The sequence below is a fragment of the Frigoribacterium sp. 2355 genome (assembly GCF_054060695.1).
The window spans coordinates 1-15,934 of record NZ_JBSSDL010000017.1; the positions used below are offsets into that span (position 1 = coordinate 1).

Below are 15,934 nucleotides of genomic sequence, written 5' to 3' on the forward strand. Positions count from 1 at the left end.
CTCCTGACCGGCGCGGGGGGCCCCCCCAAGAAACCCGCCGGCCCCCCCCCCCCCCCCCACCCCCCCCCCCCCCCACCCCCCCCCCCCCCCCCCCCCCCCCCCCCCCCCACCCCCCCCCCCCACCCCCCCCCCCCCCCCCCCCCCCCCCCGGGCCCGGGGGCCCCCCCCCCCCCCCTCCTCGGCCCTGCCGCGGTCGCCCCCGGGGCGGGTCGTCCTCCAGGCTGATCTTCGGCCGTTCCGGGCGTCCTCCCACCGACCGGTGCCGCACCATGGACGGATGCGTCGCGCCGTCCTCCTCCTGCTCACCCTCGTCTACCTCGCCGGGGTCGCCTGGATGACCCTGCGACCGAGCGTCTACGACGCGGACACCGGAGCGTTGCTCTGGCGGGCGCTCGACGTCTTCGCCCGGCACGACGAGACCTCGTGGATCACCTTCGCCCGGGTCGAGGCCGCGGCGAACGTGGCGATGTTCGTCCCGATGGGCATGTTCCCGGCGCTCCTGCTGCCGAAGCGCTTCTGGTGGGTCGGCATCGTGGTCGGGTTCGCCGCGACGGTGGGCATCGAGACCTTCCAGGCGACGTACCTGTCGGCCACGCGCTTCTCCGACCCGCAGGACCTCGTCATGAACACCCTCGGGGCCGCGATCGGCGCGGCGTTCGTCGGACTCGTCCTGCCTCGGCGGCGTCGGGGTCGGGGACGGGGCCGATCGCGACAAGGGTCGGCGGCGCCCGTCTGGTAGGCTCCTCAGGTTGCCGTCTGAACGGCCGCGGAGAAAGAGAGCTCGCACATCCGGTGACGAGCACCGCGCAACGAACTGAAAGGGGATCCCTCCATGGCACTCGCACCTGACGTCAAGACCCGGATCATCGAAGAATACGCGACCCACCCCGGCGACACCGGATCCCCCGAGGTCCAGGTCGCCGTGATGACGCAGCGCATCCTCGACCTGACCGAGCACCTCAAAGAGCACAAGCACGACCACCACTCGCGTCGTGGCCTGTTGCTGCTCGTCGGCCAGCGCCGTCGCCTCCTGGGCTACCTGTCCAAGGTCGACATCGAGCGCTACCGCACGCTCATCGGTCGTCTCGGCCTGCGCCGCTAGTCCTCGCGCTCCGGACGTCTCGACGACGGCCCCCTCGGCACCCAGCTCCGGCTGCACGCCGAGGGGGCCGTTCTCTCGTTCCGGGGGAGGGGCGGTGCCCGTGCCCGAGGGCAGGTGCGGCACTCAGTACCAGTTGTTCGCGACCGAGTGCGCCCACGCGGCGCACATCGTGCCGTAGCGGCCCTGGATGTACCCGATGCCCCAATCCACCTGGGTGCGGTAGTTCGTCTGCCAGTCCAGTCCACTCGAGGCCATCTTGTTGCCGGGCAGGGCCTGGGGGATGCCGTAGGCACCGCCCGACGGGTTGGTCGCGTTGGTGCGCCAGCCCGATTCTTTGTTCCAGAGCTGGACGAGGCAGGTGTACTCGGCCCCGGACCCGACCTTCGTGGCCGCGTAGGCCTTGGCGCCCGCCGGGTCGTTCACCGCTCCGGTCGGGGGAGGCGTCGCTCCGCCGGGACGTCCCGTGCCGGGGACGGTCGCCCCGCCCCCGGACGATCCACCACCCCCGGACGATCCGCCACCTCCGGACGATCCGCCACGTGACGGCGCCCTCGCGGCGGCGGCGGCCTGGGCCTTCGCCGCGGCCTCCTGCGCCGCGTACGCCTGCTGCGCGGCGACCCCGGCCCGGTACTGCTGTTCGAGCTCCGCCGTCGAGTCCTTCAGGGCGGCGAGCTGGGCGTAGAGGTCGGACGACCTCTGGGTGGCGCTGGCCACCTCGGCGTCCGCGGTCGCCTGCGCCGCGGCGGCCTGGTCGGCCGTGGCCCGGGCATCACGCGCGAGCGAGTCGCGCCGGTCGGCCGCGGTCGTCGCCTGCTCGCTGAGGGACGACACCGTGTTGCTCGCGGTCGTGGCGTCGGCGAGCACCGTCTGCCACCGGTCGCCGAGCTGCGTGAGCGAGCCCAACTGGTACAGCGCGGCCCCGGGGTCGGGCGACGTGAAGAGGTCGGTGCCCAGGGTCTGCGTGCCGCCGGTGCGGAACAGGCTGCCGGCGAGCTGGCCGGCCTCCCGCTCCGCCGTGTCGGCGGTGGCCCGCGCACGCTCGGCGTCGGCCGAGAGCTCGTCCGCTCGCTGCGACGCCGCCGCGAGGTCGGACTGCGCCGCCGCGTCGGCCTGGTCGGCGAGGACCGCCTCGTCGCTGCGGTCGGACGCGGCCTTCTCGAGGCTGTCGAGCGACGCGTCGATCAGGTCGACCTGCGCCTGGGTCGCCGCGGCGTTCCCCTTCGCGGCCTCGACCTGGGCCCAGGTCGGGTAGCCCGCGGCGGACGCGGCGGAGGGCGCCACGAGCGTCGTCAACACGAGAGCCAAGGAGGCGCCGGTCGCCACCGCGAGGCGGCTCGCGCGACGATCCCGGCCGGACCTGTCGTGAGCACGCATGGAGACGACCCTAACGCCGTCCCCCCGGCACCGCGCCTCCCCGTCCGGGCGACACCCGCGTCGCGGACCCCGGCCGGACGGGTCCGAGTGCTAGGATCGCGCTCGGAGCAGGCCGGTACGGCTGCTGGTCACCGGTGGTGACAGGCGGAATGCCCCGACCGACGCCGAGCGTCCGGGTCGGGTGCGGGGTCCGACCGTTTCTACTGTTGGCCAGACGTGCCACCGCCTCCGTCGCGTTGTTGCACGTGCATGTCGCCATGCCGTCCACGCCGCCCGCTCCGGTACACATCGATGCCCACACGGGGCCTCGATGCAAAACAAAGAGGAGTAGCCCCCACATGGAGGGTCCAGAGATCAAGTTCGGCGAAGCCGTCCTCGACAACGGCAAGTTCGGCAAGCGCACCATCCGATTCGAGACCGGTCGTCTCGCCCAGCAGGCTCAGGGAGCCGTCGCTGCCTACCTCGACGAAGACACCATGCTCCTGTCGGCCACGAGCGCCAGCAAGAAGCCGAAGGACAACTTCGACTTCTTCCCGCTCACCATCGACGTCGAAGAGCGTTCGTACGCCGCGGGCAAGATCCCCGGCTCGTTCTTCCGCCGCGAGGGTCGCCCCTCGACCGAGGCCATCCTGGTCTGCCGCCTCATCGACCGGCCGCTGCGTCCCTCGTTCGTCGAGGGTCTGCGCAACGAGGTCCAGGTCGTCATCACGGTGCTGAGCATCGCTCCCGACGAGTTCTACGACGCCCTCGCGATCAACGCGGCCAGCGCCTCCACCCAGATCTCGGGTCTGCCGTTCTCCGGCCCCATCGCCGGTGTGCGTCTCGCCCTGATCGGTGACCAGTGGGTCGCCTTCCCCAAGGCCAGCCAGCTCGCGGACGCCGTCTTCGACCTGACCGTCGCGGGCCGTGTCGTCACCGACGCCGCCGGCAACGAGGACGTCGCGATCATGATGGTCGAGGCCGAGGCCACCGAGCACGCCTGGGGTCTCATCCAGGGCGGCGCCACGAAGCCCGACGAGGCGATCGTGGCCCAGGGCCTCGAGGCCGCCAAGCCCTTCCTCAAGCAGCTCGTCGACGCCCAGGCGACGATGGCCGCCCAGGCCGCGAAGGAGATCGCCGACTACCCGGTGTTCCTCCCCTACACCGACGAGGTGCTCGAGGCCGTCACGGCCGCCGCCGGCACCGAGCTCGCCGAGGTCTACAAGATCGCCGGCAAGATCGAGCGCCAGGACGCCGACGACGCCCTCAAGTCGCGTGTCAAGGACGCGATCGCCGCCAAGGTCGACGCGGGCGAGCTGCCCGACACGGCCCTCGGCCAGGTCGGTGCCGCCTACAAGTCGGCCACGAAGAAGGTCGTCCGCGACCGCATCCTCACCGAGCAGATCCGCATGGACGGCCGCGGCCTCGCCGACATCCGTCCGCTCGACGCCGAGGTGCAGGTCATCCCGCGCGTCCACGGCTCCGCCATCTTCCAGCGCGGCGAGACCCAGATCATGGGCGTCACCACGCTGAACATGCTCAAGATGGAGCAGCAGATCGACTCGCTGAGCCCGGTCACCAAGAAGCGCTACCTGCACCACTACAACTTCCCGCCCTACTCGACCGGTGAGACCGGCCGCGTCGGGTCGCCGAAGCGTCGCGAGATCGGGCACGGCTTCCTCGCCGAGCGCGCCCTCGTGCCGGTGCTGCCCAGCCGCGAAGAGTTCCCCTACGCGATCCGGCAGGTGTCCGAGGCCCTCGGCTCCAACGGTTCGACGTCGATGGGTTCGGTCTGCGCGTCGACCCTGTCGCTGCTCAACGCCGGTGTGCCCCTCAAGGCCCCGGTCGCCGGCATCGCCATGGGCCTCGTCTCCGACACCGTCGACGGTCAGACCCGCTACGCGGCCCTGACCGACATCCTCGGTGCCGAAGACGCTCTGGGCGACATGGACTTCAAGGTCGCCGGCACGAGCGAGTTCGTCACGGCGATCCAGCTCGACACCAAGCTCGACGGTCTGCCGACGGCCGTGCTCGACGCCGCCCTCAAGCAGGCGAAGGAGGCGCGCACCGCCATCCTCGGCGTGCTCAACTCGGCGATCGACGCCCCCGACGAGATGGCCCCGACCGCGCCCCGCGTGATCTCGGTCCAGATCCCGCAGGACAAGATCGGCGAGCTGATCGGCCCCAAGGGCAAGACGATCAACGCCATCCAGGACGAGACCGGCGCCGACATCAGCATCGAAGAAGACGGAACCGTCTACATCGGTGCCGTCGACGGTCCCTCGGCCGAGGCCGCCCGCGCCCAGGTCAACGCGATCGCCAACCCGACCAACCCCGAGATCGGCGAGCAGTTCCTCGGCACGGTCGTCAAGATCGCGTCCTTCGGTGCGTTCGTCTCGCTCCTCCCCGGCAAGGACGGCCTGCTGCACATCAGCGAGGTCCGCAAGCTCGCCGGCGGCAAGCGCGTCGAGAACGTCGAGGACGTCCTCGGCGTCGGCCAGAAGATCCTCGTCGAGATCACGAAGATCGACGACCGCGGCAAGCTCTCGCTCGCCCCGGTCGTGGCGGAAGAAGCCGACACCGACTCGAGCGGAGCGACCGAGCAGTCGACCGACGAGTCCGTCGACGCGTAGTCACCGCACCACGAAGGGCCCGCCCCGACCTCGGTCGGGGCGGGCCCTTCGCCGTCCCGGCGGGGCTCCCTGGTCGCTGCCGGAGCAGGAGGCGCGTCCCCCGGATCGGGGCGGCGACACGGCGTAACGATTGGGTGCGGCGGCGGCGGAAACCGGGCGCGTGGCCGTATTCTTGATCGTGGAGGGCGAACCATACCCCATGCGATCGCACAGAGTCGCATCGGGAGTTCGCGACGAGGAAGGAACGGCGTGACCGAGACGACGGCCGAGCTCGCCCGTTCTGCCACGTCCGACTTCGCCGCCGCGGCCGCCATCGCGGCCGCCGCCGCCCGGGCTTCCGCCGCCCAGCCCACCGTTCCCGTCGATCTCGGCATCATCCAGCCGCGCCGCCGTCTGGGCCTCTCCGACCTCAAGGTCTTCCCCCTGGCCCTCGGCGGCAACGTGTTCGGGTGGACGGCCGACCAGGCCGAGACGACCTCCGTGCTCGATGCCTACTTCGATCTCGGCGGCAACTTCGTCGACACGGCCGATTCCTACGCCGGGGGTCGCAGCGAGATCATGATCGGATCGTGGATGCGCTCCCGTCGATCACGCGACGACATGGTCGTGTCCACCAAGGTGGGCAAGAGCGCCGACAACCCCGGTCTGACCCCCCGCTCGATCGAGCGGGCCGTCGACGCGTCCCTCGAGCGGCTCGGAACCGACCACATCGACCTGCTCTACTTGCACGTGGACGACACCGAGGTGGCGTTCGAGCGCACCCTGCTGGCCGTCGACCACCTCATCCGGGTGGGCAAGGTCCGATGGTTCGGCGGTTCCCACCACTCGGGCAACCGCCTCTACGAGGCCCGCATCGCGGCGGGGATGCTCGGAATCGCCCCGATGGTGGCCCTGCAGAACCAGTACAACCTCCTCGACCGGTCCGAGTACGAGAAGGGCCTGGCGCACGTCGCCGCGCAGCAGCGACTCGCCGTCATGCCGCGCTTCGCCCTCGCCAGTGGGTTCCTCACGGGCAAGTACCGTTCGCGCTCCGACTTCGCCCACAGCCCCCGTCGCCGGGCGCTCGCGAAGTACTTGTCCAAGAGGGGCCTCAAGGTCGTGCACGAGCTGGACCGCATCGCGTCCGTCCACGAGGTCTCGAGTGCTGCGATCGCGCTGGCCTGGTTGCTCGCCAAGCCGAACGTCGTGGCACCGGTGGCCAGTGCGACGAACGCCAAGCAGGTCTACGAACTCGCCCAGGCCGCGCGGGTGCAGCTCACACGCAACCAGGTCCTCGACCTCGACCGCGCCTCGGCCTGATCCCCAGGCAACGTGGTCGGCCCGTACCTGGGGGCACCCGACGCCGACGTCCGCGGGGACGGCACCACGGTGACGCGTTGCGGGGACGGCGCCCATGGTGACGTCGACGTGCTGCGTCCTCGGCCGGTGACCTAGGCGGCGACGAGGAGCCGCTCCGCCGTGCGGCGCAGGGAGGCCGCCGCGGCGATGGCGTCGCCGGCGTAGGCGCCCACCTGGGCGCCGTCGAGGGCGAGGACGAGATCGTCCGCCGCGTCGCCCGGCAGGGGGTGGCCCGCGACCTTGAAGAGGGAGACCATCTCGGCCGTCAGCCACTCGCGGTGCTCGGCGATGGCGAGACGGACGGGGTGGGTCGGATCGCTGAACTCGGACGCCGCGTTGGCGAAGGCCGAGCCTCGGAACGACACGGTCTGGAGTCGGGCGCCGACTGCCTCGAGGTACGCCTCGAGGGTCGCGCGGCCCCCGTCGTGGGCCTCGACCAGGGCGGACAGCTCGGCCGCCTCGAGGTCGTGGCGACCGGCGAGGTACTCGAGCACGAGGGTGTCCTTCGCGCCGAAGTGCTTGTAGAACGTCGCCTTGGTCACCGACGACTCGGCGATGAGGCGGTCGACGCCGACGACGCGGACGCCTTCGTCGTAGAACAGGCGGTCGGCGGTCGTCAGGACGCGGGATCGGGCACCGGGGACGGGGGAGTCGGCGCGAGGGCGGCCAGGGAGACGCTGGACGGCCGGTTGGGGGGAATCGACCGTCACAGCGTGGCTCCTTGGGACGTCTCGGCTAGAAGCCGCGTGGGGGACGCGCGCTCCGGACCTTCTGACGACGTCCGACCAGCCGCCGACGACGACCATCAGGGGGGATGGGGTCGTCGTCGGTGGTCTGACTCTAACACCGATGAGGACAAACAGAGTTGTCTGTTTGTCCTCAGAATCGTCCCCCAGTTCGGGTGCCAGCCGTCCCGTGGGGCTCACGGACTACCGCAGGGGAGGTCGCCTAGGCTCGACATGATGAACGGCCCTGTCTCCTTCCCGCTCGACGAGGTCGAGATCTCCTTCCGCGCCACGGGCGACGCGCTGGTGAGGCGCACCGTGCTGCCCTCGGGCGTCCGGGTGCTCAGCGAGCGCATGCCCGGGGCGCGCAGCACGACCATCGGCCTCTGGGTCGCGGTCGGGTCCCGTGACGAGTCGGACGCCGAACGGGGGTCGACCCACTTCCTCGAGCACCTCCTCTTCAAGGGCACCCCGACCCGTTCCGCCCTCGACATCGCGGTGTCGTTCGAGTCGGTGGGTGGCGAGCACAACGCCGCGACGGCCAAGGAGTACACCTGCTACTACGCCCGGGTGCGCGACGTCGACCTCGACGACGCGATCGACGTGCTCACCGACATGGTGACCTCGTCGACCCTCGACCCGGCCGAATTCGAGACCGAACGAGGGGTGATCCTCGAAGAACTCGCCATGGCGGAGGACGATCCCGCCGACATGGCCGGTGAGCGGCTCTTCGAGTCGGTCTTCGGCGACCACCCGCTCGGTCGTCCGATCGGGGGTTCGCCCGAGAGCATCCGTGGTGCGGCCCGCGACGACGTGGACCGGCACTACCGAGCGAACTACCGTCCGCAGGATCTCGTCGTGTCCATCGCCGGGGCGGTCGACCACGACAGAGCACTCGAACGGTTGACGGCGGCGCTCGACCGGGCCGGGTGGCCCACCGAGGCGGCGTCGCCCGTGCCCCGTCGCGACGACGCGCCCGTCGGGCTCGTCGCGGGTGAACCGCTCCAGGTGATCCGGCGTCCCCTCGAGCAGGCCACCGTCCTGCTGGGGCTGCCGGGCATCTCCGTCGGGGACGACCGTCGACCCGCCCTGGCCGTGCTGAACTCGGTGCTCGGCGGGGGCATGTCGTCTCGACTGTTCCAAGAGATCCGTGAGCGCCGTGGACTCGCCTACTCGGTCTACTCGTTCGCCCCGAGCTACTCCGACGCCGGTCTCTTCGGGCTCTATGCCGGGTGCACGCCCGCCAATGCCGGAGAGGTCGCCCGGCTCATGCTCGGCGAGCTCGAAGGCCTCGCCACCGACGGCATCACCGACGACGAGCGCCGACGAGCCCTCGGCCAACTCGGAGGGGCGGCGGCCCTCGCCCTCGAGGACAGCGACACCCGGATGAACCGCCTCGGTCGGGCCGAGATCTCGACGGGTGAGTTCGTCGACCTCGACACGTCCCTCGCCCGGGTCGAGGCCGTGACGTCCGACGACGTCCGGACGTTGGCGGACCGTCTCCTCTCCGGCCCCTTGTCGACCGTGCTGGTGGGCGAGGTCGACGAGACGTCCTTCCCGATCCCGACGACGACGTCGGGAGCGACCCCTCGATGAACCAGGAGACGACGGTGTCCCATTACCTCTACCTCGTCCGGCACGGCGAACAGCAGGACGCCGAGCACGGACTGCCCGACGGTCCACTGAGCGAACGGGGCAAACGCCAGGTGCGCCTCCTCGCCGAGCGCCTCGGGGGAGTCCCCTTCGACGCAGCGTGGCACTCCCCGCTCGAGCGCGCCGAAGAGACGGCCGCGATCATGACCGAGCGCATGCCGGCCCTCGAGTCACAGCCGTCGACCCTCCTCTTCGACTGCGTGCCGTCCGGTCCGACGGCCGACATGCCGTCGTCCTACAAGCCGTTCTTCGGCGGGGTCACGGACGAGCAGATCGAGGCCGGGCAGGCCCAGATGTCCGACGCGGTCGCCGAGTGGCTCACCCCGGCCCGAGAGGACCGCCACGATCTCCTCATCACCCACAACTTCGTGATCGGGTGGTTCGTCCGCGAGGTGTTCGGAGCACCCGACTGGCGGTGGATGGGCGTCAATCAGGCCAACGCCGGGTTGACGATCATCCGGGTGCGATCGGCGAAGCCGCCGGAGCTCGTGACGCACAACGACCTCGGGCACCTGCCCGTCGAGCTGCGCACCGGCCTTCCGGTCGAACAGCCCTTCTGAGGTCTTCGTCCGCCGGTGGCACCCCCTCAGGCGGTCCCGCGCGGGTCCTCTGCTCGGACGGCCTTGCCGTACCACGTCGTGGCGTTCGGGTTCGCGTTGTAGGGCTCGATCGTCGCGTACCCCGCGCTGCGGTAGAGCCCTCCGGCAGCCGCCAGGCTGTCGTTCGTGTCGAGCACGATCTCGTCGGCCCCGAATGCGGACGCCCGACGTTCGAGTTCGTCCAGCAAGGCCCGACCGAGACCCAGTCCCCGGCCCGCGGGACGCACGTAGAGGTGCTTGACCTCGTACCGCACGGCCCCCGAGGCCGAGGGGGCGATGAGTCGGATGCCGCCGCACGCGGTCGGCTCGGAGGCCCGGCCCGCGTCGGCCGGTTCTGCCTCGACGACGACGAACACGCCGCCCGGCGGCACGAAGGCCGTGGCGTCGGGCAGGGTCGTCGTGTACGTGCCCTGTGACGAGGGGAAGGTGCTCTCGCGCTCGGTGAAGTACTCGGTCAGGAGGGCGGCGGCATCGGGGGAGGAGACGCTCGTCTCGCGGAACCTGGGCATGCCGTCCATGCTAGGTCGCGGCGCGGCCCGAGCCGTCGTGGTGCCCCCGGTAAGTTGGACGGCATGACTTCGCGCATCGCAGTGGTGGGAGCCACCGGCACCCTCGGTTCGTTCATCGTCGACCTCGTCGAGCGCACCCCGGGGCTCGAGTTCCACGCCGGTCTCTCGTCCCGCGACGATCTCGACGACGTCCTCGGGGCCGACCTGGTCGTCGACGTCACGCACCCCGCCGTCAGTCCGGGGATCGTCGAGCACGTCGTCCGCGCGGGCATCCCGGTGCTCGTCGGAACCTCGGGCTACAACGCCGAACGCCTGGCCCGTCTCTCGACGGTCGTCTCCGACGCGGACGGCCCCGGCGTCCTGGTGGTGCCGAACTTCTCGATCGGTTCGGTGCTCGCGACGCGGTTCGCCACCCTCGCGGCGCGCTTCTACGAATCCGTCGAGATCGTCGAGGCGCACCATCAGGGCAAGGTCGACTCGCCGTCGGGCACGGCCGTGCGCACGGCGGAACTCATCGCCGAGGCTCGTCGGGACCTCGGCCCGGTGTCGGCGCCGCACGCGGACCAACGGGCCAGGGGTCAGCAGGTGGCGAGTGTGCCGGTGCACAGCATGCGCCTGCGCGGCGTCGTCGCGAGGCAGGAGGTCGTCTTCGGCGGTGACGGCGAGACCCTCACGCTCACGCACGACACGCTCTCGCAACGCGCGTACGAGAAGGGGCTCCTCGTCGCCATCGAGGCCACCCCGGGCGTGACCGGGGTCGTCGTGGGGCTCGACGCCGTCCTGCCCCTCGAATCGTGAAGGGGCGTGCGGCCGCGCTCCTGATGGCGCTGCTCCTGCTCCTCTACGTCGTGCTGGTCGGTCAGCGGGCCGTCCTCTTCCTGTCGACGGGCGAACCGGTCGCCATCGCGCTCGGCATCGCCCTGCTCGTCCTCCCCCTCCTGGGATTGTTCGCCTTGGTGGTCGAACTGCGCTTCGGTCTGCGCACACAGCAGATCGTCGGGCAACTCGCGGCCGAGGGCGGATTGCCGGTCGACGACGTGCCACGGCGTACCTCCGGTCGGTACGAGCGCGAGGCGGCCGACGCGGCGTTCCCCGCCTACAAGACGGCCGTCGAGGCGGCACCCGACGACTGGCGCGCGTGGTTCCGCCTGGGCCTGGCCTACGACGCCTGCGGTGACCGCCGACGAGCTCGTCAGGCCCTGCGCTGGGCCATCAAGCTCCGGCGTGAGACGGCCGGCTGAACCCGCCCACCCGAGTCGTGCGCGTGCTCAGAGCGCGTCGACGAACGCGGTCAGCGCGTCCTCGACCGTGCGGTGCCTGAAGGTGAAGCCGTCGCGCTCGAGCACCTCGGGCACGACCTGCTGGCTCGGCAGCAGCATCTCCCGCCCGGCCTCCTGCATGGCGGTCGAGATGACGGCCTCGGGAACGCCCAGCAGGTAGGGACGGTGCAGGTCGGCCGCCAGGGTGCGCGTCACGAGGTCGCTCGTCGCCGGCGTGGGGCCGACCAAGTTCACGGGTCCCGAGACGGACGATGTGAGGAGGTGCACGATCGCGGCGGCCTCGTCGTGCAGGCTGATCCAGGGCCAGAACTGGTCGCCGGTGCCGAGTCGCGAGCCGAGCCCCAGCTTGGTGAGCGGCAGCAGGGGCTTGAGCGCGCCTCCTCCGGGGCCGATGACGATGCCGGTCCGCAGCATCACGACGCGCGTGGCCTCGGGGGCCTTCCGGGCGGCGGCCTCCAAGGCGACGACGACGTCGCTCAGGAACCCCTCACCCCGGCCGCTCGACTCGGTGAGTCGTTCGCCGGGCCGATCGCCGTAGACGCCGACGGCCGAGCCGCTGAGGAACGTCGAGGGCGCCGTGGACGCCGCCGCCATGCCGTCGACGAGCGTCGACGTCGCGGCCAGACGTGACTCGAGGATCTCGCGCTTGTACCCGGCCGTCCAGGGCAGACGACCCAAGGAGGCGCCGGCCAGGTTGACGACGGCGTCCGCGCGGGCGATCAGGTCGTGGTCGACGATGCCGGCGCTGGGCACCCAGGTGTACTCGTCGTCGGCCCGGGGTTCGCGACGCACCAGCGAGAGCGGACGGTGGCCTGCCTCGCGCAGCTGGCGGGTGAGTTCGGTGCCGATCATGCCGCTGGCGCCGGAGATCAGGACGGTGAGTGCGTCGGTCATGGGGACACCGTATTCCGGCCCGCTGGGGGAGCGTCCGCCGGTGGCGCGGGCGCTTCCCGTCGGGAGCGCCCTGCGAGGTAGAGTCGACGCCGTGCCCGAGACCGAAGCCACCCCCGCCGTGCCCTCCGACAAGACCCCCGAGTTCCGTTCCGACGTCACCGTCGAGCTGGTCCGCTCGAGTGCCCACGACTCCGACGTGCTTTTCGCTGCCCGGGTCTCCACCATGGGCGAGCTCACACTCGACGGCGCGCAGGCGTCGGCCGACGGGGCCCAGGCGACCAAGGGTGCCGGCCTGATCAACTACCTGATGCGCGACCGTCACGGCTCGCCGTTCGAGCACAACTCGATGACCTTCTACGTGCAGGCGCCGATCTTCGTCTTCCGCGAGTTCATGCGTCACCGCATGGCCAGCTACAACGAAGAGAGCGGCCGTTACCGCGAGCTCAACCCGGTCTTCTACGTCCCCGCTCCCACGCGCAACCTGCAGCAGGTCGGCAAGCCCGGCGCCTACGACTTCCTGCCCGGCACACCCGAGCAGTCCGCGCTGGTCGACGAGGCCACCCGCGCCGCGTCGGTGCAGGCGTTCGAGGCCTACCAGCGCATGCTCGACGCCGGCATCGCCCGCGAGGTCGCGCGGATCGTGCTGCCGTTGAACATCTACTCGTCGATGTACGTGACCGTGAACGCACGGTCCCTGATGAACTTCCTGAGCCTCCGGACGAAGCGCGAGGGCACCCACTTCCCGTCGTTCCCGCAGCGCGAGATCGAGATGTGCGCCGAGAAGATGGAAGACCTCTGGGCCGAGCTCATGCCCCTCACCTACGCGGCGTTCGGGGCGAACGGGCGCGTCGCCCCCTGACGGCCGTCCTCGCCGACGCGACCGGCGCCTCCTGACCGGGGCGTCGGACGCCTCACGAGGAGGTCGGGCCCGACGCGAGCCAGTACGCTGGAGGGCGTGTCGAACATCAGCAACCCCTTCGGTCAGGTCCTCGTCGCCCTCGTGACGCCGTTCACCGCTGACGGCGAGGTCGATTGGCCTGCTGTCGAGAAGCACATCGACGACTGCATCAGCGCCGGGGCCGACGGCATCGTCGTCACGGGCACGACGGGCGAGACCAGCACGCTGACCGACCCCGAGAAGCTCCGACTCGTCGAGGTGGGCAAGTCGGTCGCCGCAGGCCGGGCCAAGATCATCACGGGTGGCGGGTCGAACGAGACGGCGCACGCCATCCAGCTCTACAAGGCCAGCGAGAAGGCCGGCGCCGACGGCGTCATGATCGTCACGCCTTATTACAACAAACCCACGCAGGCCGGTGTGCTCACGCACTTCCGCATGATCGCCGACGCGACCGACCTGCCGGTCATCCTGTACGACATCCCGGGCCGCACCGGCATCCCGATCAAGTACGAGACCCTGCTCCGGGCCGCCAAGCACCCGAACATCGTCGCCGTGAAGGACGCCAAGGGCGACTTCGCCGAAGTCAGTCGCGTCCTCAACCAGACCGACCTCCTCTACTTCTCGGGCGACGACGCCAACGTGCTGCCCCACCTCGCCATCGGCGCGTCGGGCCTCATCGGCGTCACCGCGAACATCGCCGCGGCGCCGTACCGCACCATCGTCGACGCCGTGAACGCCGGCGACCTGCACACCGCGACCGAGGCGCACCAGATGCTCGAGCCGCTCGTCCGCGCCGTCATGACGCACGTGCCGGGCACCGTCGCGGCGAAGTACATCCTGCACGGCCTCGGGCGCATCTCGAGCCCCCGCGTGCGCCTCCCCCTGGTCGGCCCGGAAGACAGCGAGGCCGCCCTGATCGAGGACGAGCTGTCGCACGTGGGCTCGATCCCCGGCCTCGACCTCAGCCGCTTCCGGCCCGACCGCAACGCGGCGGCCGGCGGTGCGCTGCCCAAGGTGCACGGCACCACGCGCTGACCTCCTGATCCCCGCCGACGACGACGTCGGCCGCAGACCTCCCGCACAGAGGGGCACGAGCCCCACGCCAACCGAAGGAACAGATGCCCACGACAATCCACGCCCCCCGAGAACTCGCCAAGGGCACGCTCCGCGTGATCCCGGTCGGCGGGCTCGGCGAGATCGGCCGCAACATGACGGTCTACGAGATCGACGGCAAGCTGCTCATCGTCGACTGCGGAGTGCTCTTCCCCGAAGAGCACCAGCCCGGCGTCGACCTGATCCTGCCCGACTTCTCGCCCATCCGTGACCGCCTCGACGACATCCTCGCCGTCGTGCTGACGCACGGCCACGAGGACCACATCGGTGCCGTGCCCTACCTCTTGCGTCTCCGCAAGGACATCCCGCTGATCGGTTCGCAGCTGACGCTCGCGCTGATCGAGGCGAAGCTCAAAGAGCACCGCATCACGCCTTACACCCTGGCCGTCAAAGAGGGTGGGCGCGAGTCGCTCGGGCCGTACGACCTCGAGTTCATCGCGGTCAACCACTCGATCCCGGACGCTCTCGCCGTCGCCATCCGCACGTCGGCCGGCACCGTGCTGCACACCGGCGACTTCAAGATGGACCAGCTGCCGCTCGACGACCGCATCACCGACCTCCGGGCATTCGCCCGCCTCGGTGAAGAGGGCGTGGACCTCTTCCTGCCCGACTCGACGAACGCCGATGTGCCCGGGTTCACCGCGCTCGAGCGGGACATCGGGCCCGTGCTCGACGACGTGATCCGCCGGGCTCCGCGTCGCGTGGTCGTCGCGAGCTTCTCCAGCCACGTGCACCGCGTCCAGCAGGTGCTCGACGCGGCTCACGCCAACGGCCGCCGCGTGGCCTTCATGGGCCGCTCGATGGTCCGCAACATGGGCATCGCGGCCGACCTGGGGTACCTCAAGGTGCCGGACGGCGTCCTGATCGACGCCAAGAAGGCCAAAGACCTTCCCGACGACCGCATCGTCTACATGAGCACCGGGTCCCAGGGTGAGCCGATGGCCGTCCTCGCCCGCATGGCGAACCTCGAACACCAGATCGAGATCGGCGCGGACGACACGATCATCCTCGCGTCGAGCCTGATCCCCGGCAACGAGAACGCGGTCTACCGCGTCATCGACGGCCTCACCAAACTCGGGGCCAAGGTCGTCCACAAGGGCAACGCCAAGGTCCACGTCTCGGGGCACGCCTCCGCCGGCGAGCTGTTGTACTGCTACAACATCCTGCGGCCGAAGAACGTCATGCCCGTCCACGGCGAGCACCGGCACCTGTACGCGAACGCGGCGTTGGCGGTCCGGACCGGCGTGCCGCAGAAGAACACCATCCTCGGCGAGGACGGCATCGTCGTCGACCTGCGCGACGGAGTCGCCGAGGTCGTCGGCCAGCTCGACATCGGTTACGTCTACGTCGACGGCTCGACCGTCGGTGAGATCACCGACGCCGATCTGAAGGACCGCCGCATCCTGAGCGAAGAGGGCTTCATCTCGGTGTTCATCGCGATGGACGCGTCCACGGGCCGTGTCGTGGTCGGACCCGAGATCCAGTCGCGTGGCTTCGCAGAAGACGAGCGGGTGTTCGACGACGTCAAGCCCAAGATCATCGCGGCCCTCACCGAGGCGGCGGAGAACGGCACGCGCGACACGCATGCCTTCAGCCAGGTCGTGCGGCGCACGGTCGGTCGCTGGGTGAACACGCAGCACCGTCGTCGTCCGATGATCGTGCCGGTGGTCATCAGCGCCTGACGCGCAGGCACACGACGACGGCCCACGGGAGACCCCGTGGGCCGTCGTCGTACCCGGGCGCGAGGCCGGCACTCTGATGGTCCTCGAGGGGGGCATCGCGGGCCCGCAGTCATCCTCGGGGGTGAGGCGGCGACACCCCGCGCGTCGATACGGTG

15 protein-coding genes are annotated in these 15,934 nt (G+C 70.7%); 11 read left to right on the forward strand and 4 right to left on the reverse strand.

Going from position 1 to position 15,934, the window contains the following annotated elements; genetic code table 11:
• Positions 1–277 precede the first annotated feature (277 nt).
• Together ACVJ1F_RS14655 and rpsO are read left to right on the forward strand one after the other, a co-directional pair.
• Positions 278–739, forward strand: a complete 462-nt coding sequence (locus ACVJ1F_RS14655; protein WP_192122632.1) for a VanZ family protein — start codon at positions 278–280, stop codon at positions 737–739.
• Between the two features lie 93 nt (positions 740–832).
• The gene (rpsO, locus tag ACVJ1F_RS14660) at positions 833–1,102 is read left to right on the forward strand and encodes a 30S ribosomal protein S15 (RefSeq protein ID WP_043596660.1); all 270 of its coding nucleotides are present in this window, start codon (positions 833–835) and stop codon (positions 1,100–1,102) included.
• Between the two features lie 123 nt (positions 1,103–1,225).
• Here the strand turns inward: rpsO and ACVJ1F_RS14665 are convergent, their stop codons facing one another.
• Entirely contained in the window at positions 1,226–2,476 is a 1,251-nt protein-coding gene (locus ACVJ1F_RS14665) for a coiled-coil domain-containing protein (protein WP_456887120.1), read from the reverse strand.
• Positions 2,477–2,814: 338 nt separating this feature from the next.
• On the opposite strand from ACVJ1F_RS14665, the gene ACVJ1F_RS14670 reads away from it, so the two are divergent.
• Together ACVJ1F_RS14670 and ACVJ1F_RS14675 are read left to right on the forward strand one after the other, a co-directional pair.
• Positions 2,815–5,088, forward strand: a complete 2,274-nt coding sequence (locus ACVJ1F_RS14670) for a polyribonucleotide nucleotidyltransferase (RefSeq protein WP_056048130.1) — start codon at positions 2,815–2,817, stop codon at positions 5,086–5,088.
• 249 nt (positions 5,089–5,337) lie between these two features.
• The gene (locus ACVJ1F_RS14675; protein WP_456887122.1) at positions 5,338–6,387 is read left to right on the forward strand and encodes an aldo/keto reductase; all 1,050 of its coding nucleotides are present in this window, start codon (positions 5,338–5,340) and stop codon (positions 6,385–6,387) included.
• 131 nt (positions 6,388–6,518) lie between these two features.
• Here the strand turns inward: ACVJ1F_RS14675 and ACVJ1F_RS14680 are convergent, their stop codons facing one another.
• Positions 6,519–7,136, reverse strand: coding sequence for a TetR/AcrR family transcriptional regulator (locus tag ACVJ1F_RS14680; RefSeq protein WP_056048127.1), 618 nt, complete (start codon positions 7,134–7,136; stop codon positions 6,519–6,521).
• Between the two features lie 252 nt (positions 7,137–7,388).
• Here ACVJ1F_RS14680 and ACVJ1F_RS14685 point away from each other — a divergent pair, with 252 nt between their 5' ends.
• Both ACVJ1F_RS14685 and ACVJ1F_RS14690 read left to right on the forward strand, forming a co-directional pair.
• Positions 7,389–8,747 carry a M16 family metallopeptidase gene (locus ACVJ1F_RS14685; RefSeq protein ID WP_456887145.1) on the forward strand — a complete coding sequence of 453 codons (1,359 nt, stop codon included), beginning with the start codon at positions 7,389–7,391 and terminating at the stop codon, positions 8,745–8,747.
• 14 nt (positions 8,748–8,761) lie between these two features.
• Complete coding sequence (locus tag ACVJ1F_RS14690) at positions 8,762–9,364, forward strand: histidine phosphatase family protein (RefSeq protein ID WP_056049062.1); 603 nt, start codon at positions 8,762–8,764, stop codon at positions 9,362–9,364.
• 26 nt (positions 9,365–9,390) lie between these two features.
• On the opposite strand, the gene ACVJ1F_RS14695 is transcribed toward ACVJ1F_RS14690, so the two are convergent.
• Complete coding sequence (locus ACVJ1F_RS14695; RefSeq protein ID WP_456887124.1) at positions 9,391–9,912, reverse strand: GNAT family N-acetyltransferase; 522 nt, start codon at positions 9,910–9,912, stop codon at positions 9,391–9,393.
• A 63-nt stretch (positions 9,913–9,975) separates the two neighbouring features.
• Here ACVJ1F_RS14695 and dapB point away from each other — a divergent pair, with 63 nt between their 5' ends.
• Positions 9,976–10,710, forward strand: coding sequence for a 4-hydroxy-tetrahydrodipicolinate reductase (dapB, locus tag ACVJ1F_RS14700; RefSeq protein ID WP_456887126.1), 735 nt, complete (start codon positions 9,976–9,978; stop codon positions 10,708–10,710).
• 23 nt (positions 10,711–10,733) lie between these two features.
• Positions 10,734–11,153: a tetratricopeptide repeat protein gene (locus ACVJ1F_RS14705; protein WP_456887147.1), complete on the forward strand. Its 420-nt coding sequence runs from the start codon at positions 10,734–10,736 to the stop codon at positions 11,151–11,153.
• A 27-nt stretch (positions 11,154–11,180) separates the two neighbouring features.
• Here ACVJ1F_RS14705 and ACVJ1F_RS14710 read toward each other — a convergent pair whose 3' ends face one another.
• Complete coding sequence (locus ACVJ1F_RS14710; protein ID WP_456887128.1) at positions 11,181–12,086, reverse strand: TIGR01777 family oxidoreductase; 906 nt, start codon at positions 12,084–12,086, stop codon at positions 11,181–11,183.
• Between the two features lie 91 nt (positions 12,087–12,177).
• Here ACVJ1F_RS14710 and thyX point away from each other — a divergent pair, with 91 nt between their 5' ends.
• The 3 genes from thyX (at position 12,178) to ACVJ1F_RS14725 (ending at position 15,779) form a co-directional block, all read left to right on the forward strand.
• A complete protein-coding gene (gene thyX, locus ACVJ1F_RS14715) occupies positions 12,178–12,945 on the forward strand; it encodes an FAD-dependent thymidylate synthase (RefSeq protein ID WP_277960301.1) in 768 nt (255 codons plus the stop codon).
• Positions 12,946–13,041: 96 nt separating this feature from the next.
• Entirely contained in the window at positions 13,042–14,019 is a 978-nt protein-coding gene (gene dapA / locus ACVJ1F_RS14720; protein WP_173152341.1) for a 4-hydroxy-tetrahydrodipicolinate synthase, read from the forward strand.
• An 83-nt stretch (positions 14,020–14,102) separates the two neighbouring features.
• A complete protein-coding gene (locus tag ACVJ1F_RS14725; RefSeq protein ID WP_043596674.1) occupies positions 14,103–15,779 on the forward strand; it encodes a ribonuclease J in 1,677 nt (558 codons plus the stop codon).
• Positions 15,780–15,934: the final 155 nt, after the last annotated feature.